Here is a 26,387-nt window from a genome sequence, read left to right as displayed (position 1 = left end):
GGGAGAGGAACGTGCAAACAATTGGTTTTATCGGGCTTGGTGTCATGGGCAAAAGCATGGCGCGAAACTTGCTTCGGGCAGGTTATCCGCTCGTCGTATATACGCGCACAAAAGAAAAAGCAGAAGATTTACTAGCAGAAGGTGCCGTGTGGAAAGAAACGGTAAAAGACGTTGCCGAAGCGGCGGATGTCGTTATGACGATGGTTGGTGAGCCGCAAGATGTGGAACACGTATACTTTGGCGATGACGGCATTTTAAAACATGCGAAACGTGGTGCGTATGTTATTGATTTTACAACATCTAAACCGTCGCTTGCGGTGCGCATTTATGAGGCGGCAAAAGAAAAGGGAATATTCGCTCTTGATGCGCCTGTCTCAGGTGGGGACATTGGGGCGCGCGATGGAACGTTGTCCATTATGGTTGGCGGCGATAAAGAAGCGTTTTCCGCATGCATGGCGCTTTTTTCGCATATCGGAAAAAATATCGTTTGGCAAGGAAAAGCAGGAGCAGGGCAACATACGAAAATGTGCAACCAAATTGCGATTGCGACAAATATGATTGGCGTATGTGAAGCGCTTGTGTATGCCGAAAAAGCAGGATTAGACCCCGAACGCGTCTTGCAAAGCATTTCGCAAGGCGCCGCATCGAGCTGGTCGCTGTCTCATCTTGCGCCACGCATGCTTGCTGGCGACTTTGCTCCGGGCTTTTACGTAAAACATTTTATTAAAGATATGGGCATCGCGCTTGCTGAAGCAGAAACGCTCGGTCTGTCGCTTCCTGGTTTAAAACTTGCGAAACAACTGTATGAAGCGCTTGCCGAGCGCGGAGAAGAACAAAGCGGAACGCAAGCGTTATATAAATGGTATAAAGAGTGGTAAAAAAAGGTGCTGTTAGCGAGCACCTTTTTTTATGTACGATTCCATGCGATCCAACCCTTTTTCTAGCTCTTCCATCGAACAAGCGTATGAGATGCGAACGTATCCTTCGCCGTATGTCGAAAACGCACTTCCAGGCACGACCGCGACTTTTGCTTCTTTTGCTAGCTGTAATGCAAAGTCAAAAGATGATTGATGAAACTGTGCAATGGAAGGAAAAATGTAAAACGCTCCGTTCGGTTTTTGGACGTCAAAGTCCATGGCACGAAGGCGATCATATACATATGTCATTCGTTCCGCGTATTGCTTTTTCATATCGTTCGCATCGTTTATTCCGACCGTTAACGCTTCTAACGCTGCTTTTTGTGCAATGGATGTGGCGCATGAAACGTTATATTGATGCACTTTTACTATATGTTCAATGATCCATTGTCGCGCAAATAAAAACCCGATGCGAAAACCGGTCATCGCATGCGATTTGCTTACGCCGTTAATGACGATCGTTTGATCAGGAAGCCATGTCGCAATCGATTCGTGTTTCCCTGTAAACACGAGCTCGCTATAAATTTCATCCGAGATGACCCAAATTGGTTTGTCTTTTACAAGTGCAGCGATTTGTTTCAGTTCATCGCTCGTTAACGTCATTCCTGTCGGATTGGACGGATACGGCAATACGATGCACCGCGTCCGCTCGGTGATGAGCGGTTCGATGTGCTCGGCTAACAGTTTAAAGCCAGTTTTTCTCGTATCGACATGTACAGGTGTTGCCCCACATAAACGAATAATCGGTTCATATCCTGGATACACAGGGGCAGGGAGAATGACTTCTGCGCCTTCCGTTAAAATAGTACGAAACGCAATATCGAGCGCTTGGCTTGCGCCGACGGTAACGATCACTTCATCGGTCGTATAGCGCAGTCCATATTTCGTTTCAACGAAGCGACAAGCGGCTTCACGTAACGGCAAATATCCCGCATTATGCGTATAAGAAGTAAACTGTTCATCAAGCGCTTGTTTTGTCGCTTCTTTAATATGATCGGGCGTCGGAAAATCAGGCTGTCCAATCGTTAATGAAATCATATCTTTTTCTTGGGCAACGAGATTAAAAAATTGCCGAATGCCAGATAGTTGAATATGTTGCACACGTTCATTCATCGGAAGCATCATCGTCTTTCACCTTTCTTCGTTTTTTTCTATTAAACAATAAAAGGTGAACGTTTCGCAATGTGTTTTGCTGAAAACGTTCACCTTATGTGCTGTCCTGTCGTTTCACAGTCGATCATGCGTGCATACCCTCCAAGTGACGATAACGATCTCGAAGTTCATTGTATTGTGTGGAGAGGGTAAGAAACAGTGCCTTATTCCGTTCCTCAAGCGCTTTGTCGATGTCGCGCATCAACCGATCTCTTTCAAATTGAAACAACGCCTGTTCGATTACGAATTGCGCAGCTTCCTTATAACCGTTAGCGAGATCGTGCGGCTGCGGTACGAGTGCCATGTCATTGTATTTTTCAAACATGTTTCATTCCCCCTTAGTGAGAAGAATACTCTCCTCCCTTTTCTACATTATAAAGGTTTTTTTGTAAATTGTAAATAAAATTCCGAAAAATAAAAACAAAAAAATAAAAGCTGACGAGCGCCAGCTTCATATATTAATAACCGTAATCCCAGTCGATTTCTTCATCATGCCAAAGAACAGCTTCAATTTGCTCATCTACTACTTCTTCTAATCGTTCTTTCTCCACATCTTCAACGATCGTCACCGTATGGTCTTCTTCAAAAAGAATGGCTAACCCTTTCATGTCGACACCTTCTCTTTTCATGTTTTTCTTCATAATCATTGTAACGCGTCCCGCTTGTCCACGTCTATCATGTTCATAAAGCTGTCAATATGTTTATTTTTTCTGAAAATAAAAACGAGTGTAGTCGTCCTTCTTCTTATGTTACAATACACGTGGAACAACCATCATGGAGGCATCACATGTTTATTGCTGTTATTAAACCACTCGTTGTCAATATTACCATTTTATTTTCGCTCATTTTTAATGCCAACTTGTTTTTCCCATTCCGAAGAAAAATGGTACTGACATGGAAACAAAAAATGATGTACGGTGTTGTGTCATCGTTCACCGCCATATTATGTATGATGTATCCGATTCAGCCATTAGCGAAAACGAATTTCGATTTTCGCATGATCGTCATTTTAGTGACGACATTATATATTGGAAAAACAGCGGGATTGCTATGTACATTAACGGTCATCGTTGCTCGTTCCATCATCGGTGGTCCGTTTGCTTTTGCGGGTATTACTGTATCCGTCTTTGCATTTATCGTCGGCATGTTGTTTCGCTCATCGTTTTTTAACGTCAAACGAAAAATATTATATGGGCTTATGATTGTTTTGGTTTACCTTATTTTGTATGTTGCCACGATTATATATGCCGTTCCACCTCTTTCTTGGCGATTTTATATCATCTACTTCATCTTTTTTATTGCGATGTTTATCGCGCTCGTCTACGTCATTGAACGGCTTATTCAATTTAACGAACAGTTTGACGACATGATTTACGTCGATAAACTAGCGACGGTAAGCGAAATGGCAGCATCGTTCGCTCACGAAATTCGCAATCCACTTACAACAGTGCGAGGATTTGTCCAATTTTTAAGCGAAGGGACGAAAGACGAACGTGTAAAAAAGTTTGCGCCGATTATTTTAGAAGAGTTAGACCGCACGAACGAAATTATTACCGAATATTTAACGTTAGCGAAACCGGCGCAATTTCAACTGCAAAAAATAAACGTCGATGATATTTTACATACGTCCGTTCATTTATTAAGTCCGCTCGGGGCGATGTTGAACGTGTCGTTTCAACTTTATACAGAAGGGAAAAGCGATGCGTACGGAGATGCCGATTATTTAAAACAAGCATTACTAAACGTCATGAAAAACGGCATGGAAGCGATTGAATCCGGCGGGCTTGTGACGATTCATAAAACAGTCGACGAAAAGGAAAAAGAAGTTATTATTACGATCCGTGATACTGGAAAAGGAATGACGGAAGAGCAGTTGAAAAAAATCGGGTTGCCGTATTATACGACAAAATCGAAAGGGACAGGGCTCGGCAGCATGATTACAGCCCGACTCATTCGCGAAATGGGAGGAACGATTACATACGAAAGCCGATTGAACGTCGGAACGACTGTCACGATCACGTTGCCATTGTATGAAGGGGATTAGTCCCCTTCTTTTTCTATGTAATGGACAAACATGTTCCACGCATTCGTCATAAACGTAGCGAGCGGATCGGTCACATATGAAAACATCCATAAATGTAGCGCACCGACGTACAATTGCATCGCGATATGCGCAAGCGTCGAAGCGGATTGTTTCGTCCGCACATGCCCGCACCGTTTTCCTTCCTCGAATAAGCGCGTCAATACGTCGTGCAATGGAGCGAGCCAACCCGCCTCTTTCGTTTTTCGGGTATGAATGTGGAGCACCGCTTTTGCTACTTCCCGTCCGAGCTGTTCGTGCATCGTCGCTAACTCATCAAATATGGAATCGATTTTTTTGTGCCAATCGTTGTTGCCGTTCATCGTTTTTTGACATATGCTCTCCATATGTGAAAAAAATACGCTTTGTAACACTTCTTCTTTCGTTCGAAAATAATTAAAAAACGTTCCTTTTGCTACCCCAGCTTCATTTGTAATTTGCAAGACGGTCGTCTGTTCATATCCTTGTTTTTGAAAAAGATGAAGTGCTGTTTGTTGCAACAATATTCTCGTTTGCTTTTTTTGTCTCTCTCTTTTCATGGAAAATCCCCCATTATCTCTATATATTTTTATTATAGTGATTTTTACCTAGGAATAAAGTAATATTGATATAGATTGAAAGTTTTATTTAGACATGTATCATTCGCATACATATGGAAGGAAGTATAAAAAAGGAGGAATGATGCATGTGGGGTGTTGATTCAGCGGCGAAAGTGACGGAGACGTTATTTACATGCGTGCGGCAACAATACGGCTTTCCGCAATTTTGGGGAAGATATGTCACGACCGTTCCAGACGTGTCAGACGGGTTGACGAAAGAAGAAATTGCCTTTATTCGTGAGCGAGGAGTAAAAATCGCTCCGATTTACAATGCATTTCGCGAGGCGACGCAATATGAAAGAGGAAAAATCGCAGCGCGAAACGCCATTTTCCATGCGCGTAGATTAGGCATTCCGAACAATATCGCCATCTTTGCTAACATTGAAGATGAATTTCGAGTCGATGAAGGATGGATTCGCGCATGGGTCGATACGTTTTATCCGAGCGGCTATCGTCCGGGGATTTACGCCAATCCAACGATTGGTGTGTTTAGTGAGGCGTATTGTGAAGCGATAAAAAACGATGAGCGCGTCGCCCAACAGACGATCATATGGAGCTCTTATCCTCGTCCGGGAACGACATCTGCGGCAAAAGCACCAACATTTCGCCCGAACGTCCCGAACTGTCGCGCAAACGTCTGGATATGGCAATACGGGCGCGATGCCGACCTTTGCCCGATCGACACGAACGTCGCGAATCGAAAAGTAAGCGAGTACTTATATTAAATTTTGTTCGTTGCACATAAGAAATATGATAAAATGGCAATAAATGATGTTGTAATGGAGGCTGTTTCATGGAAAATAAACATGAAATTTTGTTAGAAAGTGGAACGAATGAACTAGAAATTGTCGAATTTTTAGTCGGTGACAATCGATTCGCCATTAACGTCATTAAAGTGAAAGAAATTATTCAGCCGATCGCACCGACGAAAGTGCCGCATGCGCACCCGTACATTGAAGGCATTATTGAATTGCGCGGCGAGGTGCTTCCGCTCATCGATTTAGCGAAAGCGCTCGGCTTTGGGCCATCGAGCAATCCAGCACAAGATAAATACATTGTCGCAGAGTTCAATCAACAAAAAGTTGTGTTTCACGTCCATAATGTCACACAAATTCACCGCATATCATGGAAGCAAATCGAAAAACCGTCGCAAATGTATCAAGGATTAGAAAGCCAAATTATCGGCGTTGTGAAATTAAACGGAAACATGATTTTATTGCTCGACTTTGAAAAAATCGTTGTCGACATTAATCCGCAATCAGGCATTCACGTCGACCGCGTGAAAAAACTAGGTCAACGCGACCGCTCGAATAAAAAGTTAATCGTCGCTGAAGATTCTCCGCTTTTGCGCAAACTGCTTCACGATACGCTTGCTGAAGCGGGCTATGTGTACGTTGAGTTTTTTGAAAATGGGGAAGATGCGCTTCACTATTTACAATCGATCGTTGAAAAAGGAAAGCCAGTTGAAAGCGAAGTGCAGCTCGTTATTACCGATATTGAAATGCCGCAAATGGACGGTCATCATTTAACGAAACGCATTCGCGAACATGACAAACTAAAACATTTACCTGTCGTCATTTTCTCTTCGCTCATTACAGATGACCTTCGTCATAAAGGAGAGCGTGTCGGTGCGACAGCGCAAGTGAGTAAACCAGAAATTGCTGAACTCGTTCAAGTGATCGATCAATACATTTTATAAAACAGTAGGGGATTGTTATGGATCGTTACGACAAATATCAACAACATTTTTTGAAAAATATTCGCAAACGGTTAGAAGAATGGGAAACGGTTGAAGAAATCGCCCATCAAGACGTCTATCTTCTTCTCCATACCATTGCCGGTACAGCGGCGATGATCGGCATGAACGATATCGGCAACTATGCTCGGAAGCTGATGGAACAATGGGGTGAAGATGAACAAAAAAATGGGGGGCAAAAGAAGTGAAAGAGCGGCTCGCTCCGCTTTTTCAACTTTGTTACGAACATCAAATTGGAGACGTGGCATCAAATGAGCAAGGGGCGAGAAAAGGGGACGAACCGACCGTTTTACTCATTGATGATGACCCGTCGTTTTTAATGTACGTCAAAGAACAGCTCGAACAAAGCGGATGGTATGTCGTCGCCATCGCTGATCCGATCAAAGCGGTCGCTTCTTTTTATGACGTCCGCCCGGATTGCGTCGTCATCGACATTCATATGCAAACGAAAACCGGCTTTGAAGTATTAACGTTTTTAAAAGAAAAACTAAAACAACAATTCGTGCCGATGATTATGGTGAGCATTGACGACCGAAAAGAGACGCGCATGAAAAGTTACGAAATGGGCGCGGACGATTTTATATGATTGGGCGTAAAACCCCTATGCCTTTAGGCTAGGGGATGTAAGCCCTAGCCGCCTTGTGTTTCAATGTATGGATGTATTTCATTGCTTTTTCAAGCCTTTACGGATCAGTTCATAAACTGCACCTGCAAAACTTGAAATGTAATTTTCTTTTTGATACTTTTCTATTTCTGTTACCAAATCAGCAGGAAATTTAATTAGTTTTGCAATGCGTTCCATTTTTTCACTACCTCCCCAATATACTTGATACATACAATACACTAGATTTATAATAAGTATATACTTGGAAGGGGGTGAAGTCAATGTTGGTCAACAAAGCATACAAATTTCGCATCTATCCAAATAAAGAACAAGAAGTATTAATCGCGAAAACATTCGGTTGCTCGCGTTTTGTATTCAACTATTTTTTGGCGAAATGGGAGGATGCTTATAAGCAAACGGGCAAGGGATTAACTTACAACGCTTGTTCTTCTCAATTAACGCAATTAAAGAAACAATTCACTTGGTTAAAAGAAGTGGATAGCATCGCACTTCAATCTTCACTCAAACATCTGGATGATGCGTACGATCGCTTTTTTAAAAAGCAAAACGACAAACCGCGTTTTAAGTCTAAAAAGAATGCTGTGCAATCGTATACAACTAAGCATACAAATGGGAATATTGCTGTGCTAGATCAACACATCAAGCTCCCTAAACTTGGTCTTGTTCGTTTTGCGAAAAGTCGTGAAGTAGAAGGGCGTATCTTGTCTGCTACGATTAGACGAAATCCAAGCGGGAAATACTTTGTATCCATTTTGGTTGAAACTGACGTGCAAGCGTTGCCTCAAACGGGTTCAGCTGTTGGCATCGATGTTGGGTTGAAGGAATTCGCCGTTCTTTCTGATGGAACAAAGTACGCCAACCCGAAATGGCTTCGTAAGCTAGAAGAACAGCTAGCAAAAGCACAACGTATTCTTTCCAGACGAAAAAAAGGTGGCTCGAATTGGAATAAGCAACGAATAAAAGTTGCACGATTGCACGAAAAAATGACAAATGCACGACATGATTACTTGCACAAAATTTCCACCGAGATTGTCAAAAACCACGACATCATCGGAATGGAAGATTTGTCTGTAAGTCATATGCTAAAAAATCATAACCTTGCAAAAGCGATTCAAGAGGTATCTTGGTCAACGTTTAAAGCCATGATCGAATACAAAGCTAGATGGTACGGAAAACAAGTTGTCACCGTAGCAAAAAACTTTCCGTCTAGTCAGCTTTGTTCGTGCTGTGGCTATCAAAACAAAGACGTTAAAAATCTTGGGTTACGTGAGTGGGATTGTCCAAAGTGTCATACCCATCATGACCGAGATGTGAACGCAAGTATCAATATTAAAAACGAAGCGATTAGGCTTCTTAACCGCAGGAACTGTGGGGATCGCCTACTAAATAACCGAAAAAACTTTCGGTGTTCGTAGGAATCCACTATGGCTTTAGCCTAGTGGTAGTTCAATCCGCTCCCTCAAGAGGAAGCAAAATAAAGCTTCCTCTTTTTTTTTGCATAAAAACTGCGATGTATTGCAAACTAGGAAAAAACGAAGCGGAAGAAAAAGGGGGGCAAGATGATGTGGTTTTCGAAAAAAAATCGAGTTGATGAGGTTGCCAAACAGCTTGCCCACTCGCCAGACTTGATGTGTCGACGCATCCAATGCAAAGGAAAAACGGTTGACGTCCTCTTTTTAAGCAATTTAATTAATCATGACCAATTGCAACAAAACGTGTTGGCATTTATTCATGACCAAGAAGACGTATCGTTAAAACAGCTCGCTCGCTGTTTGCCAATCGGTGCGGTGCGCGTATGTGAAACAGAAAAAGAGATGGCGTCTTACATACGCGACGGTTGGGCATGTATATATATCGAAGGAGAAACGCGCGGACTTGCCGTTAACATCGCTGAAAAAGTAGAACGTTCGCTTGAAAAGGCAGAAACGGAATCGCTCGTCCTCGGACCGAAAATGTCGTTTACGGAGTCGATTGATACAAACATTCACATTTTGCGCCAAAATGTGACCGATACGAAATTAGTGACGGAAAAAATGACGATCGGGATGCGCAACTCGCTTGAAGTGCGCGTCGTGTACATCGAAGATATTGCCGATGAAGAAAACGTTCAAACGGTGAAACAACGGCTGTCTGAGCTTCACATTGACGAAGTGACCGACAGTTCCGTATTAGCTCAACTATTGGACGATCATGCGTATACGATTTTTCCGCAATATTTATTAACGGAGCTTCCTGACCGACTAGCGTACAGTTTAATGAAAGGGCGCATCGGCATTTTCGTTGACCGAAGTCCGACCGTCATTATTTGTCCGACGACGTTTTTTAGCTTTTTTGAAACGACAGAAGATATTTATTTACGTTGGACGATGAGCATTGTATTGCGCGCGATTCGCATGCTCGGCATTTTTGCTTCCATTTTTTTATCGCCGCTTTATGTTGCTGTCATTACGTATCATTACGAAGTCATTCCTTCCGCTTTGCTTTTGACGATTGGCGAATCGCGTTCGCGCGTCCCATTTCCTCCCGTCATTGAAGCGTTGCTTCTTGAGTTTATGATTGAACTGTTGCGCGAAGCAGGAGCGCGCTTGCCGACAAAAGTCGGTCAAACGATGGGTATCGTCGGCGGTATCGTCCTTGGACAAGCGGCAGTCGATGCAGGATTTACGAGCAATGTGCTCATTATTATTGTTGCGTTAAGTGCGCTCGGCTCATTTACGGCGCCGAGTTATGAGATGGGCGCAACGATCCGTATTTTACGCTTTCCGATTATTTTATTAGCGGCGCTTTTGGGACTTGTCGGTATATTGATCGGCGTCAGCATGTTGCTTATTCATCTATTAAAGCTCACGTCACTTGGACGACCGTACTTGTCACCTGTTTATCCGTTTCGTTTCTCCGATATGAAATATGCGCTCATTCGTTTGCCACAAAAGTTTTATAGCGAGCGTCCGAAGACGAATCGTCCGCAAAACACCCGTCGCTTTTCATGGCGTGAAGCGATGAAACGAAAGGATTTGGATGAATGATGAAAACGCCAAACGAACGGCTGTCGATTAATGCTTACCTCGTGTTTTTTCTCATCCATACTGCACAAATCGGGCTTGGCATCGTCGGCGTACAGCGCGTCATTTTTGTCGAGGCGCGCCAAGATGCATGGATAGCGGTGCTGATTAGCGGATTATGGATTCATCTCGCCGTTTTCGTCATATATAAAACGTTAACATCAACGGAACATGACAACATCTTCTCGCTTCATACGTTCGTTTATGGGCGCATATTCGGTTGGATCGCCAATGCGCTCGTTATCGCCTACTTTTTAATGGCGTATACGTCTATTTTGCTTGGTTACGTTGAAATGGCAATCACGTGGATGTACCCTGATTTTCCGCTTTGGGGGGCGGCGCTCATTTTAATTGTTTTAACGGTATATGCCCTATATGGTGGGGGATTTCGGCTCGTTGCGGGCGTTAGTTTTTTAACGTTTTTTATGACGATTTGGATTGTTATCGTCGCTTTTCAACCGTTAAAATATGCCGAATGGATTCACTTATTGCCCATTCTCGAAGCGACGCCGAAACAAATGGCGAACGGTGTATTAAAAACAGCATATACGATGCTCGGATTTGAAGTGTTATATATTATCTATCCGTTCGTCAAAGAAAAAGACCGTGTCCACCGTTACGCCCAGCTTGGCGTTTTACTGACGACGTTTCTCGTCGCTGTCGTGACGGTCATCGCCATCGCCTTTTTCAGCCCAAAGCAACTCGATGTGACCATTTGGGCGTTGTTGTCAATGTTTTCGATCGTCAAATGTCCTTTTATTGAACGGTTTGAATACGTCATTATTCCGCTTTGGCTGCTCGTCATTTTACCTAATTTACTCATGTTTATGTGGGCGATGACGCGCGGCGGAAAAGCGCTTTTTCATATAAAGCAAAAATATATGTTATTCGTGTTCAGCTTTCTTTCGTTTATCGTTGCGATATTATTTCAACAGCGTGCCACCATTAACGAATTTATTGATCAAGTCGGATGGTACGGATTTTGGCTTAGTTTTGTTTATCCGTTCATACTGTACGTATTTGTGCGCATAAAAAAATGGGCAAAGGGGAGCGCGAAATGAAACGGCTCATCGTTTGTATGTTATTATTAAGCGGATGTGTACAGCCACGCGTATTAGAAAGACAAGGAATCACTACGGTCACTGGGTTTGACAAAAAAGGGAAGTTGTACGAAGGGGCATCCGTGATGCTTTCGTTTCAAACGACCAGATCGTCTTTGTCAGAAGTGATTGAGGCAACGAATAAAACGAGTAAAGGACTTCGCCAAGATTTAGAAGCGCAAACGAGCCACAATTTAGGGTCAGGGCAAATTCGCGTCGTCGTATACGGAAAAGAGCTCGCCGAAAAAGATGGTGTTTTTACGTTAACCGATACGTTGCAACGCGATGCGAATATCGGTTCGCTCGTTTATTTAGCGGTTGGCGAGCCGAATGCAAAGGAAATCTTGAAAAGTAAAAAGCATGAAGATACACCAGACATCGGGACGTATTTATATCGGTTAATTGAAAAAAACTTACGCAGCGAATCGCTGTTAGCTGCAACGTTACATGAGTTTATTCATAGTTATTACGATGTCGGAAAAGACCCGATTTTACCTTGTTTATCGTTGCGTGACGATAAACCGATTATTGAAAAAGTGGCGCTATTTCGCGGCGACAAATTTGTCGGGACGGTACGGCTTGATGAAAGTTTTTATATAAAAATGTTAGCGTCAGAATATAATACAGAATTAAAAAATATTACGGTGCCACGCGAAGCTGTTGAACCGTTGTTATTGAACAAAAAAGGAAAAAAAGTCAATATCGTTATTAATGAAATAAAAACAAAGCGAAAAATCAAACTTATTAGCCAAGAGCCAGTTCCACATTTTCGCATCACCGTCAAGTTGCAAGCGGAAATTTTAGAGATGTCCGAAAAAATGAAGCCGATTATGGAAACGAATGTCCACATTCTTGAGCGGGCGATTGAAAAACAAATGAAAAAAGAAATAGAGCAACTATTAAATAAACTAAAAGCATACAAAACCGATCCGATCGGCTTCGGGCAAATGTACGACCACTCGGTGCGCGCATTGCAGTTGACGGATAAACAATGGTACAAGTTATATGACAACGCAAAAATGGATGTCGATATGCATGTGTCCATTTTACGTACAGGAACAATTGACTAAATTCCGTTTCTTGATGAAAAGTTATTTTCAATTATCATGCCATATGGTTTAATAAAAGAAGGAGGGAAGGAAACAAAAAGCGAGGATTACAACATGAACGAACAGCAGTATATGTCCCAACACCCTCCATTGATAAAATGGGAGGCCGTTGGGCAACAGTTTGATCAATACAACATTTTTTTTATTACTGATGAAGATGGAACAATCGTATATATGAACGATACGCTGATGAAACGATTGTCCAATCGTTATCGTGTCGCGCAACAGTTTGTTGACTGTGCACATGAAGCGATCAAGGCGTTACATATAAGCGATGCGTGGCGCGGGAAAACGATTGTTGATCATCGTCCGGCATACGTGCACGTTTATGCGTTTCGTTCGCATCTCATTTGGACAGGATGCTTTTTATACGATCATGACGATTCCGATATATTAACAGGAGTGCTGTCGTACGAGGCGTTTCTCCATCTGCTTCGCGAGCGCATGAATAAACGCGAGCCGTTTGCATTACTGTCGCTCAATTTAGATCGCTTTAAATTTATTAACGATCTAATCGGATATGAATACGGAAATGAATTGTTAAAACAAGTTGCGGAGCGATTGCGTCGCTATGAAAATGGCATCGTCGCAAGACAGGCACGCGATCAATTTTTTCTCGCTTTTTATACGATTGACCGAAACGAAATACGCCACATGATTCGTGACGTCATCCAAATATTTTCGCCCCCATTTCAACTAACAGACCAAGAATTGACGATCACACCGAGCATCGGAGTAAGTGTATTTCCAGATGATGCAACCGATTGGACGACGCTTATTTCATGTGCCGATTTAGCGCTTGAAATCGCAAAGGAAAACGGGGGAAATACGTACTGTTTTTATACGAACGAATTAAAAAAGACGAACGAAGAAAAATTGTACATGCAACATAGCATTCGCAAAGCGTTAAAACAAAACGAATTTACGCTTCAGTATCAACCGATCGTCGACATTCAAACAGGCGATATTGTGGCGGTTGAAGCGCTGCTTCGCTGGTTTCATCCGAAGCGCGGCTGGATTTCGCCAGCAACATTTATTCCGATTGCAGAAGAAACGAATTTAATTCAACCGATCGGCGATTGGGTGTTACGAAACGTATGTGAACAAAGTAAAAAATGGAAAGAAAAAGGGCTACCACACGTGCAAATTGGTGTCAACGTTTCCATTAAACAATTTTTGCAAGCCGACTTAGTGAAACATATTGAACATGTGCTCCGCACGTACGATTTAGACCCGTTTTGTTTAAAATTAGAAATTACCGAAAGTATGGCGATGCATCATATCGATTACGTCCTTGCGCAGTTGCAGTCGTTAAAAAATTTAGGATTGCAGCTCGCTGTCGACGATTTCGGGACAGGCTATTCTTCGTTAAACTATTTGAAAAAATTGCCGGTTGACATCATTAAAATCGACCGTTCGTTCGTGCAAGATATGGTGAAACATTCATATGACTTATCGATCGTGCGCGCGGTTATTCAAGTGGCACACAGCTTACAAATGAAAGTCGTTGCTGAAGGAGTGGAGACAGAAGAACAGCTTGCGATTTTAAAACGAGAAGGATGCGACCGCGCCCAAGGCTACTACTTCAGCAAACCGCTTGCTACCGAACAATTCGAACAATTAGTCCAACAGAAAAAAGGGCGATCTCATTAAGAGGCCGCCCTTTTGTGTCATATAATAAAATATGTCCATTGTTTACGTGAGCTTGTCCTTAGCGAAACGTTTTCCCGAACCGATGCGGACGCGACCAATCGTACCGTTTCGGTTTCGGCTCTACGTCTTCCGGTGAAATACCTGTATACGCTTGTAATAATCGTTTGGCTTGAGACAACGGCATTTTAACAACAGGGTTGCGATAAGAATCGTCCAACGTACCGAGATGAGGCAAATGCTTGAAGTCTTCTTTTGTTGGAGGTATGTGGAAGTAATACGCACCGATCGCCACAAGCACATCCGACTTTTGCTGGCTGTACTTCGGATTTCGGGAAAAGTGAAGCCCAACTTTTTTCGCTTTTCCTTCTTCGAGCATTTTTTCAATCGTTTTTTTCTTCAGCAAATACAAGTAAGAAGGATTTAACGCCGTTTTCGCATGACGGTTGACCGTAAACAGTGCGACCGATAAGTTTTCGACGGTGCATTCGACTGTTTCCATATTTACTCAACTCCTTTTGATTTTGGTACACTTATATTATACACGATCGTTTATGTTTTTGGAAAATTTTCAATTTATTTTTTCCATTTCACGATAAGGGGGGATTCCTGTTGAAATACGGCATTATTGATATTGGCTCAAACACGATGCGCCTCGTCATTTATGAACAAAGTAAAAGCGGTCGCTTACGAGAAAGGGAAAACGTAAAAATTGCTGCCCGATTGCGCAATTATTTAACAGAAGATGGTGTGTTTACGGAGGAAGGGCTACGTGTGCTTTTAGATGGGCTTTTGACGTTTCAAGACGTAACACGCTTTCATCGTCTGCACGATGTGAAATGCGTGGCGACCGCTACAATTCGTCAAGCGCGCAATCGCGACGACATCGTTCGCATCGTTGCTGAACGGACCGACTTTCGTATTCGTATTTTATCCGAATACGAAGAAGCATACTACGGTTTTTTAGCGGTCATTCAATCGACATCGTTTCACGAAGGGATTACGATTGATATCGGCGGTGGAAGTACGGAAGTGACGTATTTTTACAACCGCGAACTTGTTGATTATTACAGCTTTCCGTTTGGAGCGTTGTCGTTAAAGCGCGATTTCGTCTCAGGAAACGTTCCGACCGATGAAGAGCTACAAACGTTGCGGGGATACGTTGAAAAGCAATTTCAATCGCTTCCATGGCTAAAACAACGAAAACTTCCGATCATTGCGATTGGCGGAAGCGCCCGCAACGTCGTACAAGTGCATCAAATGCTCCAAAACTACCCGATTGCCGGCATTCATCAATATGAAATGAATCGCGAACATATCGTTCAAGTGAAAAAATATTTGCGTGCTCTTACATTTGAACAACTACAAAAAGTCGAGGCGTTGTCAAAAGATCGGGCCGATTTAATTATTCCGGCGGTTGAAGTGTTTCAAACGTTATACGAAACAGTCGATGCGACGACGTTTATTTTAAGCCGAAAAGGGTTACGTGACGGCATTTTTTACGAACAGTTTGGGCCGATTATTTTTCCCAGCGTATTAGATGAAAGTTTTTTTGAATTAGCCCAAGACTACGAAGTAAATACAAACCATGTGCAGCACGTATTAAAACTAGTCATTCAACTGTTTGAACAAATGCGTGCGCTCGCTCTTTTCCCATTGACGGGAGAAGACCTCGTTTTATTAAAGCGCGCTACTCACGTGTTTTATTTAGGACAATATGTCGATGAAGAAGCGAGCAGTCAACATACGTTTTACATTTTAGCCAATCGAACGATCGACGGCTTAAGCCATCGTGACCGCGTACAGCTCGCGCTTGTCGCTTCGTTTAAAAATAAAACGTTGTTTAAACAATACGTCCAGCCGTTTCACACATGGTTTACACGCGCAGAACAAAAAAAGCTTCGTTTTCTTGGCGCCCTATTAAAATTTGCTTACAGCTTAAATGATACAAAACGAAATATTGTCAACCGTCTGCAACTTGAACTTCAACAAGAAACGATCGTTATACACATTTTTTGTAATCAATCATTTAAAGCGGAAGAGTATCAAGCCGAAAAACATAAAAAACATGTCGAAAAAATGTTAAAACGACCGATTCAATTACAATTTCATCTGGAGGGATGAGGATGGATTTTAGTCATCCGCGTTATTACAATAACCGCGAATTAAGTTGGCTTGCGTTTAACGAGCGCGTCTTGCAAGAGGCGATGGATAAGCGCAATCCACTATTAGAACGATTAAAATTTTTAGCGATTTTTAGCTCGAACTTAGATGAGTTTTTTATGGTGCGCGTGGCGGGCTTAAAAGATCAAGTGAAAGCTGGTTTTAATAAGCCAGAAAATAAAGCGGGATTAACGCCGAAAGAACAGTTAAAAAAAATTGCGAAAAAAACGCATGAGCTTGTGAAATGGCAGTATGACATGTACAATCGAACGTTATTGCCGATGCTACGTGCTGAAGGGGTACATTTGCTTGCCCCAAATGAATGGAACGACGAACAAACAACGTATTTGCAGTCGTATTTTATGAAAAACATCTTCCCGGTGTTAACGCCGATGGCGGTCGATGCGTATCGCCCGTTTCCGATGTTGTTAAATAAAAGCTTAAATTTAGCAATCGTTCTTGAAGATGATGAAGAAGAGGAAGACGATCGAAAAAAATTAGCGATCGTTCAAGTGCCGTCCGTGTTAAGTCGTTTCATTCCTTTGCCGGCAAACAACGACACGCACATGTATGCGCTATTAGAAGACGTCATCACGACGTTTATTCATACGCTATTTAAAGGCTACAACGTTTCGTCTGTTACGCAATTTCGCATTACGCGCAACGCCGATTTAACGATTCACGAGGAAGGGGCGCGCGATTTATTAAAAGAAATTGAAAAAGAGTTAAAAAAGCGAAAATGGGGCGCAGCGGTGCGGCTCGAAATGAGCAAAAAAGGATTTGATGAGTGGGTGCTCGATTATTTGCTAGACGAACTAGAAATTCATGAAAAAGATGTATACAAAATCGACGGTCCGATTGATTTAACATTTTTGTTTTCGTTTTATCATGAAGTAGCACGATACAAAGAACATCTCGTGTTTCAAACGCTCATTCCGCAACCGCCAAAAGATTTAGATGATGAGGAAGACATATTTGAAAAAGCGAAAGAAAGAGATTTATTGTTCCATCATCCGTACGAGTCGTTTGAACCCGTCATCGACTTTATTTCCGATGCGGCCGATGACCCTCATGTGTTGGCGATTAAACAGACGTTGTATCGCGTCAGCGGTGATTCTCCCATTATTGAAGCGCTCAAGCGCGCAGCTGAAAACGGGAAACAAGTGACCGTTCTCGTTGAATTAAAGGCACGGTTTGATGAAGAAAATAACGTGCAATGGGCGAAGGAGCTTGAAAAGGCAGGGTGTCACGTCATTTACGGCATGACGCATTTAAAAACGCATAGTAAAATTACGCTAATCGTTCGGCAAAAACACGGAAACATTGAGCGATTTGTTCATTTAGGTACAGGCAATTATAACGATGCGACTGCCAAAGTGTACACCGATTTCGGTTTCATTACTGCAAACGAACAATTTGGTGAAGATGCGACAAACTTTTTTAATTATTTAAGCGGCTATATGGAAAAGCCTGAGTTTCATCATTTAGTCGTCGCTCCGTTTGATTTACGACAACAATTTTTACAACTGATCGATGAAGAAATTCGTTACCATAAACAATACGGCGACGGACGCATCATCGCGAAAATGAATTCGCTGACGGATAAACAGCTCATCATGAAGTTATATGAAGCGTCACAAGCAGGGGTACAAATCGATTTAATTGTGCGGGGTATTTGTTGTTTGCGCCCACAAATGAAAGGAGTAAGTGAAAATATTCGCGTTCGCAGCATCGTCGGCCGCTTTTTAGAACATAGCCGCGTTTATTATTTTCATCATCATGGAAAAGAACGCGTCTTTTTATCGTCTGCCGATTGGATGACGCGCAATATGGATCGCCGCATCGAAATTTTATTCCCGATTTTCCGTCAACAATTAAAAGAGCGGCTTATTGAGGTGTTACACATTTTGCTTTCTGATAACGTCAAAGCGCGCGAACAAAATGAAGATGGCGAGTACGAATATGTGAAACGAAAAGAAGACGAAGAAGAAGTCGATAGCCAAATGATGTTGTTTCAAATGGCGTATGATGTCGCAGACGATGAAGAGTAGGAGATGATTGAATGAAAGAAAGTGGAGCAGTCGCCATTGGGGGAGCATTCGGAGCGTTATGCCGATACGGCGTTGCGCTTCTTTTCCCGTTTCTTACATTTCCGTGGGGAACGTTGTTTGTCAATTACATCGGTTCGTTTTTGCTTGGCGCATTGACGTCTTACGTCGGAAAAGGAAAAATGGCTGAATGGTTGCGGCTTGCGATCGGTACAGGATTTTGCGGCGGATTGACGACGATGTCGACGTTTAGTAAGGAAACGGTCGTGTTATGGCACGAACATATCGGATTAGCGAACATATATGTGTTTGTTTCTTTCGTTGGTGGGTTGCTTTGTTGTTATGTGGGCGTATATGTCGGAGAACGGATCGGTGCAAGAAGCGTAGGTGAGGCGTCATGATGTATGTCGCACTTGGTGGCGCGTTAGGGGCGTGGTGTCGGTACAAGCTTGGCATATGGCTGATGCGTTGGACGAAACAGTCACCTGTGCCTCTTTCCATTTTATTTATTAACTGGATCGGTTCGTTTGGGCTCGGTATCGCGCTTGCCCACGACGTCCAGTCGGTTGGAGTGACGGTCGGATTTTTCGGCGCGTTTACGACGTTTTCAACATTTAGCGTCGAAGCCATTCAACTCTTATCGCATAAAAAATATAAAGAAGCGCTTCTTTATGTCGGCGCTTCAATCGTTGGGAGCATATGTTTATTTCAAGCCGGGTTGATGTTATGACCCGGCTTTTAACGTAAACAACGTAAGTTCTGGCGGCGTTAAAAAGCGAAACGGCATGCGCGTCGTACCAAGTCCGCGATTGACATACAATGTGAGCTGCCCGATGTCGTAAAATCCTTCAACATACTGTTTCGCAAGCGGAGGGGTTACGAGCGGGCCGATCCAAGGCAGTTGAATTTGTCCCCCATGGCTATGACCTGACAATTGAAGATGAAACGGATAGACGCTCGCTTGCGTCACAAGATCAGGTTCATGAATTAAAGCGATCGTATACGTTTCTTTCGGCAACTGTTGCACCGTTTTGGCGAAATTAGGCTTACCGAGCATAAAATCATCTAACCCCGCGATCGCAATTCGTTCATGTCCTCGTTCAATCGTTACCCATTCGTTGACAAGTAGTCGAAATCCGCTTGCTGTCATCATTCGTTTATATATGTCTGTTCCGTATCCGCCATGATCGTGGTTTCCGTAAATGCAAAATTTCCCTAGTGGAGCGTGAAGTTGGGTGAGCAGCGATGTAATCGCATCGACATGTTCATATTGATTCGGTTCATCTAGTAAATCTCCTGTAAAACAAATGACATGCGGATCGAGGTCATTCATTCGTTTCACGACCCGTTGAAAATGGTCAACAGAATAATGATACCCTAAATGTACATCGCTAAACTGAAGCAGTCGGCATCCGTCAAAGCTTTTCGGGATGAGCGGATGGACGACATCGTATCGCCGTACCGTCAACTGTTGCGGTTCTACATACTTTGCGTACATGTATCCGGCAGTGGAAAGCAAAGCTCCTTTGACGAATAAAGAAAAAATCGTTTTAAAAAAATCTCGTCGTTTCATTCGCTTCAACCTTACATATGAAATGTTCTTCACCCATTATAAAAGAAAAAAGTTCATAAAAACAGCAAAAACAATGTTAAAAATTTTCAGAATATATAGTACAATAAAAATGAATGAATAACCATTCATAAAAGGGGATGAGGAAATGAACGGAAAAGTCATTATTGTGACAGGCGGTTCAAGTGGCATGGGGAAATATATGGCGAAGCGTTTTGCGGATGAAGGGGCGCATGTCGTCATTACAGGAAGACGAAAAGAAGCGCTTGACGAAGCAGCAAATGAAATAGGCGGAAGCGTATTGCCGATCGTGATGGACGTACGCAAACCAGAATTAGTTGCGGCGATGGTGAAAGAAACAGATGAGCGCTTTGGAAAAATTGATGCATTAATTAACAACGCTGCCGGCAACTTTATTTGTCCAGCCGAAAAGCTATCCGTTAACGGTTGGAATAGCGTCATTGACATCGTCCTAAACGGCACGTTTTATTGTAGCCGAGAAGTGGGGAACTATTGGATTGAAAAAGGGCAAAAAGGGTCGATCATTAACATTGTCGCTACATATGCGTGGGGAGCAGGAGCGGGCGTCATTCATTCCGCATGTGCGAAAGCAGGCGTGTTGACGATGACGCGCACATTAGCAGTCGAATGGGGGAAAAAATACGGCTTTCGCGTGAATGCCATCGCGCCAGGTCCAATTGAGCGAACAGGCGGGGCAGAAAAGCTTATTTTATCAGAGGAGATGGAAAAACGTGTGAAAGATAGCGTGCCGCTCGGACGCTTCGGAACGCCAGAAGAAATTGCAGGCGTCGCCTCGTTTTTACTTTCTGATGCGGCTGCCTACATTAATGGGGAATGCATTACCGTTGATGGCGGGCAATGGCTCAATCAACATCCGTTTTAAAGCGACGTTTATTGGCGTCGCTTTTCTTTTGTTTCCTAACAAACACTTTTATTTTTCTTATGATATAATGGTTGAAAAAACGGGGGAGGAGGCGTCGTTTTGGATGCGCTAGACATTTTAACACATATCGATCAAGTCGTCCCGCATTATCAGCCGATTTTTAGTGCTGATGAGCAGTGCATCGTTGGATATGAAGTGCTCGGTCGCTTTCAACAAGATGGTGAAGTCATCAGCCTCGGTCCATTTTTTCACGACGAAACAATTCCAGAAGAGTTTCGTATGGAAGTCGATGTTGCCATAACGACGAAGGCGCTCGAACAGTTTGTCAACGAACAGCCAGCATCGCTTATTTTTATCAATCGTGACGCAAACGTGTTAATGCTTGATCGAGGCGAATCATTTTTACAATTACTTCTTCCATATAAAGAAAAAGGATTGCGATTAAACCAAGTCGTCCTTGAAATAACCGAACATCATTTCAAAGGAGACATTCAACAGCTCGGGCACGTATTGACGTATTTGCGTACATACGGCATTCAAATTGCGGTTGATAACATCGGAAAAGAAAGCAGCAATTTAGATCGCATTCGTCTGTTGGCGCCCGATTTATTAAAAATTGATTTACATTCGTTGCGCACGTCAACCGTATCGTACGATGATGTGCTGTATTCGATCTCGCTTTTAGCGCGCAAAATTGGCGCAACGCTTTTGTATGAAGAGATTGAAAACGCATTTCAACTGCAATACGCGTGGCGAAATGGGGGAAGATATTATCAAGGCTATTATTTGCACGAACCTTCGCCATCATTTCTTCCGAAAGACTTATTAAAAGAAACGTTGCGCAATCAGTTTCATACGTTCATTCAGCACGAAAAAAAGAAACTGCAAACGTTGTATGACATTTCCGAACAGTTTCAAGCGCGCATTTCCGAGCTCGTTTCTAAATATAAAAAAGCGTCATCGTTTAACGAACTCATTTCTGCCTTAGCCAAACAGTTAAGCGATTGCAGTTTTCGCATTTACATATGCGATGAAGACGGATTTCAACAGTCCGCAAACATATTTAAGCAAGGCGAAACGTGGGAGTTACAGCCCCAATACGAAATGAAAAACTGGAGTTGGCGTCCGTACTTTTTAGAAAACATTATTCGCATGCGCTCACGCAAGCGCGGCATTTTATCAGATTTGTACAGCGATATTGAAACAGGTGAAATGATTCGCACATATTCGTATCCGATTGATGAACACCATTATTTATTTATCGACTTAACGTACGAGTATTTATTTGAACATAACGCCCATTTGTAATAAAACGTCGCTTGCGGTGGAAAAGTAAGCTTGAGGTGAGTGATGATGGACACATTTTCTTGGATGCTTTTACTGATCGCAAGCGGGGTATTAGTTGGGGGATTTGTGTATACGTATCAAGTTGGCAAGCGCCAAAAAACGCAAGGCGAATACGACACGAGCGTTGGCGAGAAAGTGGCAGCTCATCCGTATGTACGCAATCCGGTATTTATTGCTTACATCGTGTTTGTCGCTCTTTTGCTCGGTTATATTGCATACGTCGCGCTTCAAACGTAAGCCCGCTATGGTGGGCTTTCGTTTTTGTTTACTTTTTCTGCGAATCTTGGTACAGTAGTGAATAGTCGTTGAAATACGTATCGGAAAGGAATGAACGTCATGTCGCAATTATTAGGCATTATCCAACGTTTAATTAGCTTGCAAGAACAAAAAACAGGAACGAATGAGGCACCACAACGTAACTTCGAAGTGAACGGTGAAAAAAAATGTAGCGTCACATATTACGAAAAAACGAACACGTTCGTATTAGAAGTGTACGAAAAAGGCGAGAAGCCGAAATCGTATCAGTTTGACAACATTGATATGATCGCCATCGAAATTTTTGATTTGTTGAATTAAGTCTTCACCTACTGTGAAGGCTTTTTTATTATACTTCTCGCTTTTCCTTACTGAAATGAACATGTTACAATGACAGGTGGGGATTATATCGTGAAAGGCGGAATGACGATGCAACAACCATCGCTCGTTGAACTGATGATTCCGTCCGATAAAGTGGCGCACGTGCAAGTAGGGAATCATTTAGAACACGCATTATTAGTATTGACGCGCACAGGATATTCAGCCATTCCTGTGTTAGATATGACGTACAAACTACAAGGGCTTATTAGTATGACGATGATTATGGATGCGATTTTAGGCATTGAACGCATCGAATTTGAGCGGTTAGAGACGATGACAGTCGAACAAGTGATGCAAAAAAATATGCCGCGTTTACATGTGAACGATTCATTTTTAAAAGCGTTGAAGCTGCTTATTGACCATCCGTTCGTTTGCGTCGAAAACGATGACGGCTACTTTGTAGGGATCGTGACGCGTCGAGAAATATTAAAGCGGTTCAATCGCTCGATGTACGAAAAGCGAAAATAAGCTTGTCACCGTTTGTTTCATTTGTTAAAGTAAAAAAATAAAACGACAAGGAGGAACTTCAAATGATGATGGATGCAAATGAAATTATTTCGTTTATTCAAAACAGCAAAAAGAAAACACCTGTGAAAGTATACATAAAAGGAGACATTGCCGACATCGATTTCGGTCCGAGCGCGAAAACATTTATTACAGGTCAGACAGGCGTCGTATTTGGCGAATGGGCAGACATTGAAGCGGCACTTGAAGCAAACAAACATAAGATTGAAGACTACGTCGTTGAAAACGACCGTCGCAATTCAGCCATTCCGCTTCTTGATTTAAAACATATTAAAGCGCGCATTGAGCCGGGAGCGATCATTCGCGATCAAGTGCAAATTGGCGACAATGCCGTCATTATGATGGGTGCGGTCATTAACATCGGTGCCGTTGTTGGTGAAGGTACGATGATTGATATGAATGCGGTGCTCGGCGGACGGGCGACAGTAGGGAAAAACTGTCACGTTGGGGCAGGCGCTGTGCTTGCCGGCGTCATCGAACCACCATCAGCAAAACCGGTTATCGTAGAAGACGATGTGATGATCGGAGCAAACGCGGTCATTTTAGAAGGAGTGACGGTCGGAAAAGGTGCGGTCGTTGCCGCTGGTGCGATTGTGACAGAAGATGTGCCGCCATATACGGTCGTTGCTGGCGTACCGGCGCGCGTCATTAAACAAATCGACGAAAAAACAAAAGCAAAAGTAGAAATTAAACAAGAACTTCGTCAACTATAAAGCGTGGATCGATTCCACGCTTTTTTCAAAAGGAGGATGGAGATGTTTATAAACATTCGCCGCGATTTGCATCAAATTCCCGAACTCGGCTTTCAAGAGTTTAAAACACAACAATACATATTAGACTATCTTGCCACCCTTCCGTCTGAGCGACTGCAAATCAAAACGTGGCGCACAGGTATTCTCGTGCGCGTTCATGGCACTGCACCAACGAAGACGATCGGTTATCGCGCCGATATGGACGGATTGCCAATTGATGAGCAAACAGACGTTCCGTTTCGTTCAACGCATGAAGGACGCATGCACGCGTGTGGGCACGATATGCATATGGCGATTGCCCTCGGTGTGCTCACTCATGTTGTTCATCATCCCATTCGTGATGACATGCTGTTTATTTTTCAACCAGCCGAAGAAGGACCGGGCGGGGCGCTTCCGATGTTGGAGAGCGACGAAATGAAACAATGGATGCCCGATATGATCCTTGCTTTGCACATTGCTCCAGAATATCCGGTCGGAACGATCGCAACAAAAGAAGGGTTATTGTTTGCGAACACGTCCGAACTGTTTATTGACTTAATCGGCAAAGGAGGGCATGCTGCGTTTCCGCATGAAACGAAAGATATGGTCGTTGCGGCAAGCTCCCTTATCATGCAACTGCAAACGATCGTCTCACGCAACGTCAATCCGCTCGATAGCGCTGTTATTACAGTTGGCAAACTAACGAGCGGGACGGTACAAAACGTTATCGCTGAGCGCGCACGGCTTGAAGGAACGATTCGTACACTTTCACCAGAAGCGATGGAAAAAGTGAAAGGGCGCATTGAAGCGATTGTGCGCGGCATCGAAGTCGCTTACGACTGCCAAGCGCACATTGATTACGGTTCGATGTATTATCAAGTGTACAACGACGAGACGTTAACGAACGAATTTATGCAATTTGTTGAGAAAGAAACAAATGTACACCTCGTTCGTTGTCAAGAAGCGATGACGGGCGAAGATTTCGGCTACATGCTTGCGCGCATTCCTGGTTTTATGTTTTGGCTCGGGGTGCAATCTCCGTTCGGCTTACATCATGCGAAATTAAACCCAAACGAAGAGGCGATCGATGTTGCCATTCAACTGCTTACTCGTTACGTCACTTGGAAAGGAAATCATAAAGTAAAGGAAGAATAATGATGAAACTACGAGAACTTATGCCATCACTAGACGGAGCAACACTTGTACTCAACGGAAATGTCACGCGTGAACAGCTTATTGGAAAACCGACGCTCATTCATTTTTGGGCGGTCAGTTGCCATCTTTGTAAAGAAGGAATTAAACAAGTAAACGCATTTCGCGATCGCTATGAAGGAGAATTACACATCATTTCTATTCATATGCCGCGACGCGATGGCGACGAAAACGTAGAAGTCGTCCAACAGCTCGCCAAACAATACGGCATGACCCATCCGCTTTTCATTGACAACGACCATCGGTTAAAAGAAGCGTTTGATAATCGCTGTGTGCCGACGTACTATATATTTGATGCAGATGGTCATTTTCGCCATTACCAAGCAGGAAGCGGTGGAATGAATATGTTAGAAAAACGAATTATTCGCGTCATTGATGAATATCGAACAAGAGGGGATTTGTGATGAAGAAGAAAGAGTTTGCCGTCATCGGTCTCGGACGCTTTGGCGGTAGCGTTTGCCGCACGTTAAGCGAACAAGGCATGGAAGTGCTTGCGATCGATACGAATGAAGATAAAGTGAACGAATACGCATCAATTGCATCGCAAGCGGTCGTTGCGGATTCAACGGATGAAAATGTTTTAAAAAGTTTAGGCATTCGTAACTTTGACCACGTCATCGTTGCCATCGGAGACAACATTCAAGCGAGCATTTTAACGACATTAATTTTAAAAGAGCTTGGCGTTGAAAAAATTACAGTGAAAGCAACGAACGATTATCATGAAAAAGTGTTGAAAAAAATCGGTGCTGACCACATCGTCCATCCCGAACGAGATATGGGCGAACGGATTGCAAACAATATGATTTCAAACAACGTGCTCGACTATTTAGAACTATCCGATCGCCACAGCATCGTTGAAATTGTCGCAAACGAACGACTGCACGGTCATTCGCTCCTTGAATTAGACATTCGCGCCAAATACGGTATTAACATCGTGGCGATTAAACGAAACAACGACATTATCGTATCACCGCTTGCATCAGAAGTCATTTACGAAGGGGACATTTTAATCGTCATCGGTGCCGATCAAGACATCGACCGCTTCGAGAGTGAAGTCGTGGGAGAATAAAAAGAAGGTGTCCAAACGTAACGGGTTCGGTTGTTGTGGTGCTAGTATAGTTTTATGGACAGCTTTTAGTTAACTCTCTATCATAAAAGATAAGAGAGGAAGTGTCCGATATGAAACAAAAAAAGAAATATA

31 protein-coding genes are annotated in these 26,387 nt (G+C 43.0%); 24 read left to right on the top strand and 7 right to left on the bottom strand.

What is annotated here, in order from left to right:
* Nucleotides 1–11: 11 nt before the first annotated feature.
* The gene (locus BO219_RS12800; RefSeq protein WP_077429807.1) at nt 12–878 is read left to right on the top strand and encodes an NAD(P)-dependent oxidoreductase; all 867 of its coding nucleotides are present in this window, start codon (nt 12–14) and stop codon (nt 876–878) included.
* 12 nt (nt 879–890) lie between these two features.
* Here the strand turns inward: BO219_RS12800 and BO219_RS12795 are convergent, their stop codons facing one another.
* The 3 genes from BO219_RS12795 to BO219_RS12785 form a co-directional block, all read right to left on the bottom strand.
* Nucleotides 891–2,042 carry an aminotransferase A gene (locus tag BO219_RS12795; RefSeq protein ID WP_077429806.1) on the bottom strand — a complete coding sequence of 384 codons (1,152 nt, stop codon included), beginning with the start codon at nt 2,040–2,042 and terminating at the stop codon, nt 891–893.
* 112 nt (nt 2,043–2,154) lie between these two features.
* Nucleotides 2,155–2,394: an IDEAL domain-containing protein gene (locus tag BO219_RS12790; protein ID WP_077429805.1), complete on the bottom strand. Its 240-nt coding sequence runs from the start codon at nt 2,392–2,394 to the stop codon at nt 2,155–2,157.
* 133 nt (nt 2,395–2,527) lie between these two features.
* Nucleotides 2,528–2,716 carry a hypothetical protein gene (locus tag BO219_RS12785; protein WP_077429804.1) on the bottom strand — a complete coding sequence of 63 codons (189 nt, stop codon included), beginning with the start codon at nt 2,714–2,716 and terminating at the stop codon, nt 2,528–2,530.
* A 140-nt stretch (nt 2,717–2,856) separates the two neighbouring features.
* Here BO219_RS12785 and BO219_RS12780 point away from each other — a divergent pair, with 140 nt between their 5' ends.
* A complete protein-coding gene (locus BO219_RS12780; protein ID WP_077429803.1) occupies nt 2,857–4,113 on the top strand; it encodes an ATP-binding protein in 1,257 nt (418 codons plus the stop codon).
* Here BO219_RS12780 and BO219_RS12775 read toward each other — a convergent pair.
* Nucleotides 4,110–4,688, bottom strand: coding sequence for a TetR/AcrR family transcriptional regulator (locus tag BO219_RS12775; RefSeq protein ID WP_077429802.1), 579 nt, complete (start codon nt 4,686–4,688; stop codon nt 4,110–4,112). The two genes, BO219_RS12780 and BO219_RS12775, sit on opposite strands and share 4 nt — an antisense overlap.
* 146 nt (nt 4,689–4,834) lie before the next feature.
* Between BO219_RS12775 and BO219_RS12770 the strand changes: the two genes are divergently transcribed.
* The 4 genes from BO219_RS12770 to BO219_RS14900 all read left to right on the top strand — a co-directional run bounded on the left by BO219_RS12770 (nt 4,835) and on the right by BO219_RS14900 (nt 7,090).
* Nucleotides 4,835–5,473: a glycoside hydrolase domain-containing protein gene (locus tag BO219_RS12770; RefSeq protein WP_077429801.1), complete on the top strand. Its 639-nt coding sequence runs from the start codon at nt 4,835–4,837 to the stop codon at nt 5,471–5,473.
* 68 nt (nt 5,474–5,541) lie between these two features.
* Nucleotides 5,542–6,447 carry a chemotaxis protein gene (locus BO219_RS12765; RefSeq protein ID WP_077429800.1) on the top strand — a complete coding sequence of 302 codons (906 nt, stop codon included), beginning with the start codon at nt 5,542–5,544 and terminating at the stop codon, nt 6,445–6,447.
* A 17-nt stretch (nt 6,448–6,464) separates the two neighbouring features.
* Nucleotides 6,465–6,692, top strand: a complete 228-nt coding sequence (locus BO219_RS14905; RefSeq protein WP_226373833.1) for an Hpt domain-containing protein — start codon at nt 6,465–6,467, stop codon at nt 6,690–6,692.
* Nucleotides 6,689–7,090, top strand: coding sequence for a response regulator (locus BO219_RS14900; protein ID WP_226373832.1), 402 nt, complete (start codon nt 6,689–6,691; stop codon nt 7,088–7,090). Before BO219_RS14905 ends, BO219_RS14900 begins: the two co-directional genes overlap by 4 nt.
* 78 nt (nt 7,091–7,168) lie before the next feature.
* Here the strand turns inward: BO219_RS14900 and BO219_RS14690 are convergent, their stop codons facing one another.
* Nucleotides 7,169–7,306, bottom strand: a complete 138-nt coding sequence (locus BO219_RS14690) for a hypothetical protein (protein WP_198936693.1) — start codon at nt 7,304–7,306, stop codon at nt 7,169–7,171.
* A gap of 83 nt (nt 7,307–7,389) precedes the next feature.
* Here BO219_RS14690 and tnpB point away from each other — a divergent pair, with 83 nt between their 5' ends.
* The 5 genes from tnpB to BO219_RS12735 all read left to right on the top strand — a co-directional run bounded on the left by tnpB (nt 7,390) and on the right by BO219_RS12735 (nt 14,053).
* A complete protein-coding gene (gene tnpB / locus BO219_RS12755; protein ID WP_077429799.1) occupies nt 7,390–8,544 on the top strand; it encodes an IS200/IS605 family element RNA-guided endonuclease TnpB in 1,155 nt (384 codons plus the stop codon).
* Between the two features lie 144 nt (nt 8,545–8,688).
* Nucleotides 8,689–10,155: a spore germination protein gene (locus BO219_RS12750; protein ID WP_198936692.1), complete on the top strand. Its 1,467-nt coding sequence runs from the start codon at nt 8,689–8,691 to the stop codon at nt 10,153–10,155.
* Nucleotides 10,152–11,252, top strand: coding sequence for a GerAB/ArcD/ProY family transporter (locus BO219_RS12745; RefSeq protein WP_077429797.1), 1,101 nt, complete (start codon nt 10,152–10,154; stop codon nt 11,250–11,252). The genes BO219_RS12750 and BO219_RS12745 overlap by 4 nt, the downstream gene beginning before the upstream one ends.
* Nucleotides 11,249–12,361, top strand: a complete 1,113-nt coding sequence (locus BO219_RS12740; RefSeq protein WP_198936691.1) for a Ger(x)C family spore germination protein — start codon at nt 11,249–11,251, stop codon at nt 12,359–12,361. Before BO219_RS12745 ends, BO219_RS12740 begins: the two co-directional genes overlap by 4 nt.
* Before the next feature lie 93 nt (nt 12,362–12,454).
* Nucleotides 12,455–14,053: a putative bifunctional diguanylate cyclase/phosphodiesterase gene (locus BO219_RS12735; protein ID WP_077429795.1), complete on the top strand. Its 1,599-nt coding sequence runs from the start codon at nt 12,455–12,457 to the stop codon at nt 14,051–14,053.
* Nucleotides 14,054–14,111: 58 nt separating this feature from the next.
* Here the strand turns inward: BO219_RS12735 and BO219_RS12730 are convergent, their stop codons facing one another.
* Entirely contained in the window at nt 14,112–14,552 is a 441-nt protein-coding gene (locus BO219_RS12730) for a YkyB family protein (RefSeq protein ID WP_006321275.1), read from the bottom strand.
* Nucleotides 14,553–14,662: 110 nt separating this feature from the next.
* Between BO219_RS12730 and BO219_RS12725 the strand changes: the two genes are divergently transcribed.
* The 4 genes from BO219_RS12725 to crcB are packed head-to-tail and all read left to right on the top strand — an operon-like array spanning nt 14,663 to nt 18,991.
* Nucleotides 14,663–16,174 carry a Ppx/GppA family phosphatase gene (locus tag BO219_RS12725; RefSeq protein WP_077429794.1) on the top strand — a complete coding sequence of 504 codons (1,512 nt, stop codon included), beginning with the start codon at nt 14,663–14,665 and terminating at the stop codon, nt 16,172–16,174.
* Between the two features lie 2 nt (nt 16,175–16,176).
* Nucleotides 16,177–18,264 carry an RNA degradosome polyphosphate kinase gene (locus BO219_RS12720; protein WP_077429793.1) on the top strand — a complete coding sequence of 696 codons (2,088 nt, stop codon included), beginning with the start codon at nt 16,177–16,179 and terminating at the stop codon, nt 18,262–18,264.
* Nucleotides 18,265–18,275: 11 nt separating this feature from the next.
* Nucleotides 18,276–18,662, top strand: coding sequence for a fluoride efflux transporter FluC (locus BO219_RS12715; protein ID WP_077429792.1), 387 nt, complete (start codon nt 18,276–18,278; stop codon nt 18,660–18,662).
* Nucleotides 18,659–18,991 (top strand): fluoride efflux transporter CrcB, encoded by a 333-nt coding sequence (crcB, locus tag BO219_RS12710; protein ID WP_077429791.1) that lies wholly within the window; start codon nt 18,659–18,661, stop codon nt 18,989–18,991. Before BO219_RS12715 ends, crcB begins: the two co-directional genes overlap by 4 nt.
* Here crcB and BO219_RS12705 read toward each other — a convergent pair.
* The gene (locus BO219_RS12705) at nt 18,986–19,834 is read right to left on the bottom strand and encodes a metallophosphoesterase (RefSeq protein ID WP_004891329.1); all 849 of its coding nucleotides are present in this window, start codon (nt 19,832–19,834) and stop codon (nt 18,986–18,988) included. The two genes, crcB and BO219_RS12705, sit on opposite strands and share 6 nt — an antisense overlap.
* A 145-nt stretch (nt 19,835–19,979) precedes the next feature.
* Between BO219_RS12705 and fadH the strand changes: the two genes are divergently transcribed.
* The 9 genes from fadH (at nt 19,980) to BO219_RS12660 (ending at nt 26,255) form a co-directional block, all read left to right on the top strand.
* On the top strand, nt 19,980–20,735 hold the full coding sequence (gene fadH, locus BO219_RS12700; protein ID WP_006321289.1) for a 2,4-dienoyl-CoA reductase: 756 nt from the start codon (nt 19,980–19,982) through the stop codon (nt 20,733–20,735).
* Between the two features lie 99 nt (nt 20,736–20,834).
* On the top strand, nt 20,835–22,043 hold the full coding sequence (locus BO219_RS12695; RefSeq protein WP_077429790.1) for an EAL domain-containing protein: 1,209 nt from the start codon (nt 20,835–20,837) through the stop codon (nt 22,041–22,043).
* Nucleotides 22,044–22,085: 42 nt separating this feature from the next.
* The gene (locus tag BO219_RS12690; protein WP_091704731.1) at nt 22,086–22,319 is read left to right on the top strand and encodes a hypothetical protein; all 234 of its coding nucleotides are present in this window, start codon (nt 22,086–22,088) and stop codon (nt 22,317–22,319) included.
* 99 nt (nt 22,320–22,418) lie between these two features.
* The gene (locus BO219_RS12685; RefSeq protein WP_003396622.1) at nt 22,419–22,658 is read left to right on the top strand and encodes a YkuJ family protein; all 240 of its coding nucleotides are present in this window, start codon (nt 22,419–22,421) and stop codon (nt 22,656–22,658) included.
* 69 nt (nt 22,659–22,727) lie between these two features.
* On the top strand, nt 22,728–23,186 hold the full coding sequence (gene cbpB, locus BO219_RS12680; RefSeq protein ID WP_077429789.1) for a cyclic-di-AMP-binding protein CbpB: 459 nt from the start codon (nt 22,728–22,730) through the stop codon (nt 23,184–23,186).
* A gap of 62 nt (nt 23,187–23,248) precedes the next feature.
* Nucleotides 23,249–23,956, top strand: a complete 708-nt coding sequence (gene dapD / locus BO219_RS12675) for a 2,3,4,5-tetrahydropyridine-2,6-dicarboxylate N-acetyltransferase (RefSeq protein ID WP_006321308.1) — start codon at nt 23,249–23,251, stop codon at nt 23,954–23,956.
* A gap of 42 nt (nt 23,957–23,998) precedes the next feature.
* A complete protein-coding gene (locus tag BO219_RS12670) occupies nt 23,999–25,129 on the top strand; it encodes an N-acetyldiaminopimelate deacetylase (RefSeq protein ID WP_420807107.1) in 1,131 nt (376 codons plus the stop codon).
* A gap of 2 nt (nt 25,130–25,131) precedes the next feature.
* Complete coding sequence (locus BO219_RS12665) at nt 25,132–25,590, top strand: TlpA family protein disulfide reductase (protein ID WP_077429787.1); 459 nt, start codon at nt 25,132–25,134, stop codon at nt 25,588–25,590.
* On the top strand, nt 25,590–26,255 hold the full coding sequence (locus BO219_RS12660) for a potassium channel family protein (protein ID WP_077429786.1): 666 nt from the start codon (nt 25,590–25,592) through the stop codon (nt 26,253–26,255). The genes BO219_RS12665 and BO219_RS12660 overlap by 1 nt, the downstream gene beginning before the upstream one ends.
* The last annotated feature ends 132 nt before the right edge of the window (nt 26,256–26,387 follow it).

It is taken from the genome of Anoxybacillus kestanbolensis, assembly GCF_001996285.1.
Classification (GTDB): domain Bacteria; phylum Bacillota; class Bacilli; order Bacillales; family Anoxybacillaceae; genus Anoxybacillus; species Anoxybacillus kestanbolensis_A.
This window is presented reverse-complemented; position numbering and strand designations above follow the sequence as displayed.

Bases quoted from the DNA above. Each gene is read 5' to 3' on its own strand.
- BO219_RS12780 (WP_077429803.1), top strand. From the start codon at position 2,857: ATGTTTATTGCTGTTATTAAACCACTCGTTGTCAATATTACCATTTTA.
- cbpB (WP_077429789.1), top strand. From the start codon at position 22,728: ATGACAGGTGGGGATTATATCGTGAAAGGCGGAATGACGATGCAACAA.
- BO219_RS12715 (WP_077429792.1), top strand. From the start codon at position 18,276: ATGAAAGAAAGTGGAGCAGTCGCCATTGGGGGAGCATTCGGAGCGTTA.
- BO219_RS12790 (WP_077429805.1), bottom strand. From the start codon at position 2,394: ATGTTTGAAAAATACAATGACATGGCACTCGTACCGCAGCCGCACGAT.
- BO219_RS12735 (WP_077429795.1), top strand. From the start codon at position 12,455: ATGAACGAACAGCAGTATATGTCCCAACACCCTCCATTGATAAAATGG.
- BO219_RS14690 (WP_198936693.1), bottom strand. From the start codon at position 7,306: ATGGAACGCATTGCAAAACTAATTAAATTTCCTGCTGATTTGGTAACA.
- BO219_RS12745 (WP_077429797.1), top strand. From the start codon at position 10,152: ATGATGAAAACGCCAAACGAACGGCTGTCGATTAATGCTTACCTCGTG.
- BO219_RS12765 (WP_077429800.1), top strand. From the start codon at position 5,542: ATGGAAAATAAACATGAAATTTTGTTAGAAAGTGGAACGAATGAACTA.
- BO219_RS12740 (WP_198936691.1), top strand. From the start codon at position 11,249: ATGAAACGGCTCATCGTTTGTATGTTATTATTAAGCGGATGTGTACAG.
- BO219_RS12660 (WP_077429786.1), top strand. From the start codon at position 25,590: ATGAAGAAGAAAGAGTTTGCCGTCATCGGTCTCGGACGCTTTGGCGGT.
- crcB (WP_077429791.1), top strand. From the start codon at position 18,659: ATGATGTATGTCGCACTTGGTGGCGCGTTAGGGGCGTGGTGTCGGTAC.
- BO219_RS12720 (WP_077429793.1), top strand. From the start codon at position 16,177: ATGGATTTTAGTCATCCGCGTTATTACAATAACCGCGAATTAAGTTGG.
- BO219_RS12665 (WP_077429787.1), top strand. From the start codon at position 25,132: ATGAAACTACGAGAACTTATGCCATCACTAGACGGAGCAACACTTGTA.
- BO219_RS12785 (WP_077429804.1), bottom strand. From the start codon at position 2,716: ATGATTATGAAGAAAAACATGAAAAGAGAAGGTGTCGACATGAAAGGG.
- BO219_RS12730 (WP_006321275.1), bottom strand. From the start codon at position 14,552: ATGGAAACAGTCGAATGCACCGTCGAAAACTTATCGGTCGCACTGTTT.
- BO219_RS12685 (WP_003396622.1), top strand. From the start codon at position 22,419: ATGTCGCAATTATTAGGCATTATCCAACGTTTAATTAGCTTGCAAGAA.
- BO219_RS12690 (WP_091704731.1), top strand. From the start codon at position 22,086: ATGATGGACACATTTTCTTGGATGCTTTTACTGATCGCAAGCGGGGTA.
- fadH (WP_006321289.1), top strand. From the start codon at position 19,980: ATGAACGGAAAAGTCATTATTGTGACAGGCGGTTCAAGTGGCATGGGG.
- dapD (WP_006321308.1), top strand. From the start codon at position 23,249: ATGATGATGGATGCAAATGAAATTATTTCGTTTATTCAAAACAGCAAA.
- BO219_RS12775 (WP_077429802.1), bottom strand. From the start codon at position 4,688: ATGAAAAGAGAGAGACAAAAAAAGCAAACGAGAATATTGTTGCAACAA.
- BO219_RS12670 (WP_420807107.1), top strand. From the start codon at position 23,999: ATGTTTATAAACATTCGCCGCGATTTGCATCAAATTCCCGAACTCGGC.
- tnpB (WP_077429799.1), top strand. From the start codon at position 7,390: ATGTTGGTCAACAAAGCATACAAATTTCGCATCTATCCAAATAAAGAA.
- BO219_RS12705 (WP_004891329.1), bottom strand. From the start codon at position 19,834: ATGAAACGACGAGATTTTTTTAAAACGATTTTTTCTTTATTCGTCAAA.
- BO219_RS12795 (WP_077429806.1), bottom strand. From the start codon at position 2,042: ATGATGCTTCCGATGAATGAACGTGTGCAACATATTCAACTATCTGGC.
- BO219_RS12750 (WP_198936692.1), top strand. From the start codon at position 8,689: ATGATGTGGTTTTCGAAAAAAAATCGAGTTGATGAGGTTGCCAAACAG.
- BO219_RS14905 (WP_226373833.1), top strand. From the start codon at position 6,465: ATGGATCGTTACGACAAATATCAACAACATTTTTTGAAAAATATTCGC.
- BO219_RS12770 (WP_077429801.1), top strand. From the start codon at position 4,835: ATGTGGGGTGTTGATTCAGCGGCGAAAGTGACGGAGACGTTATTTACA.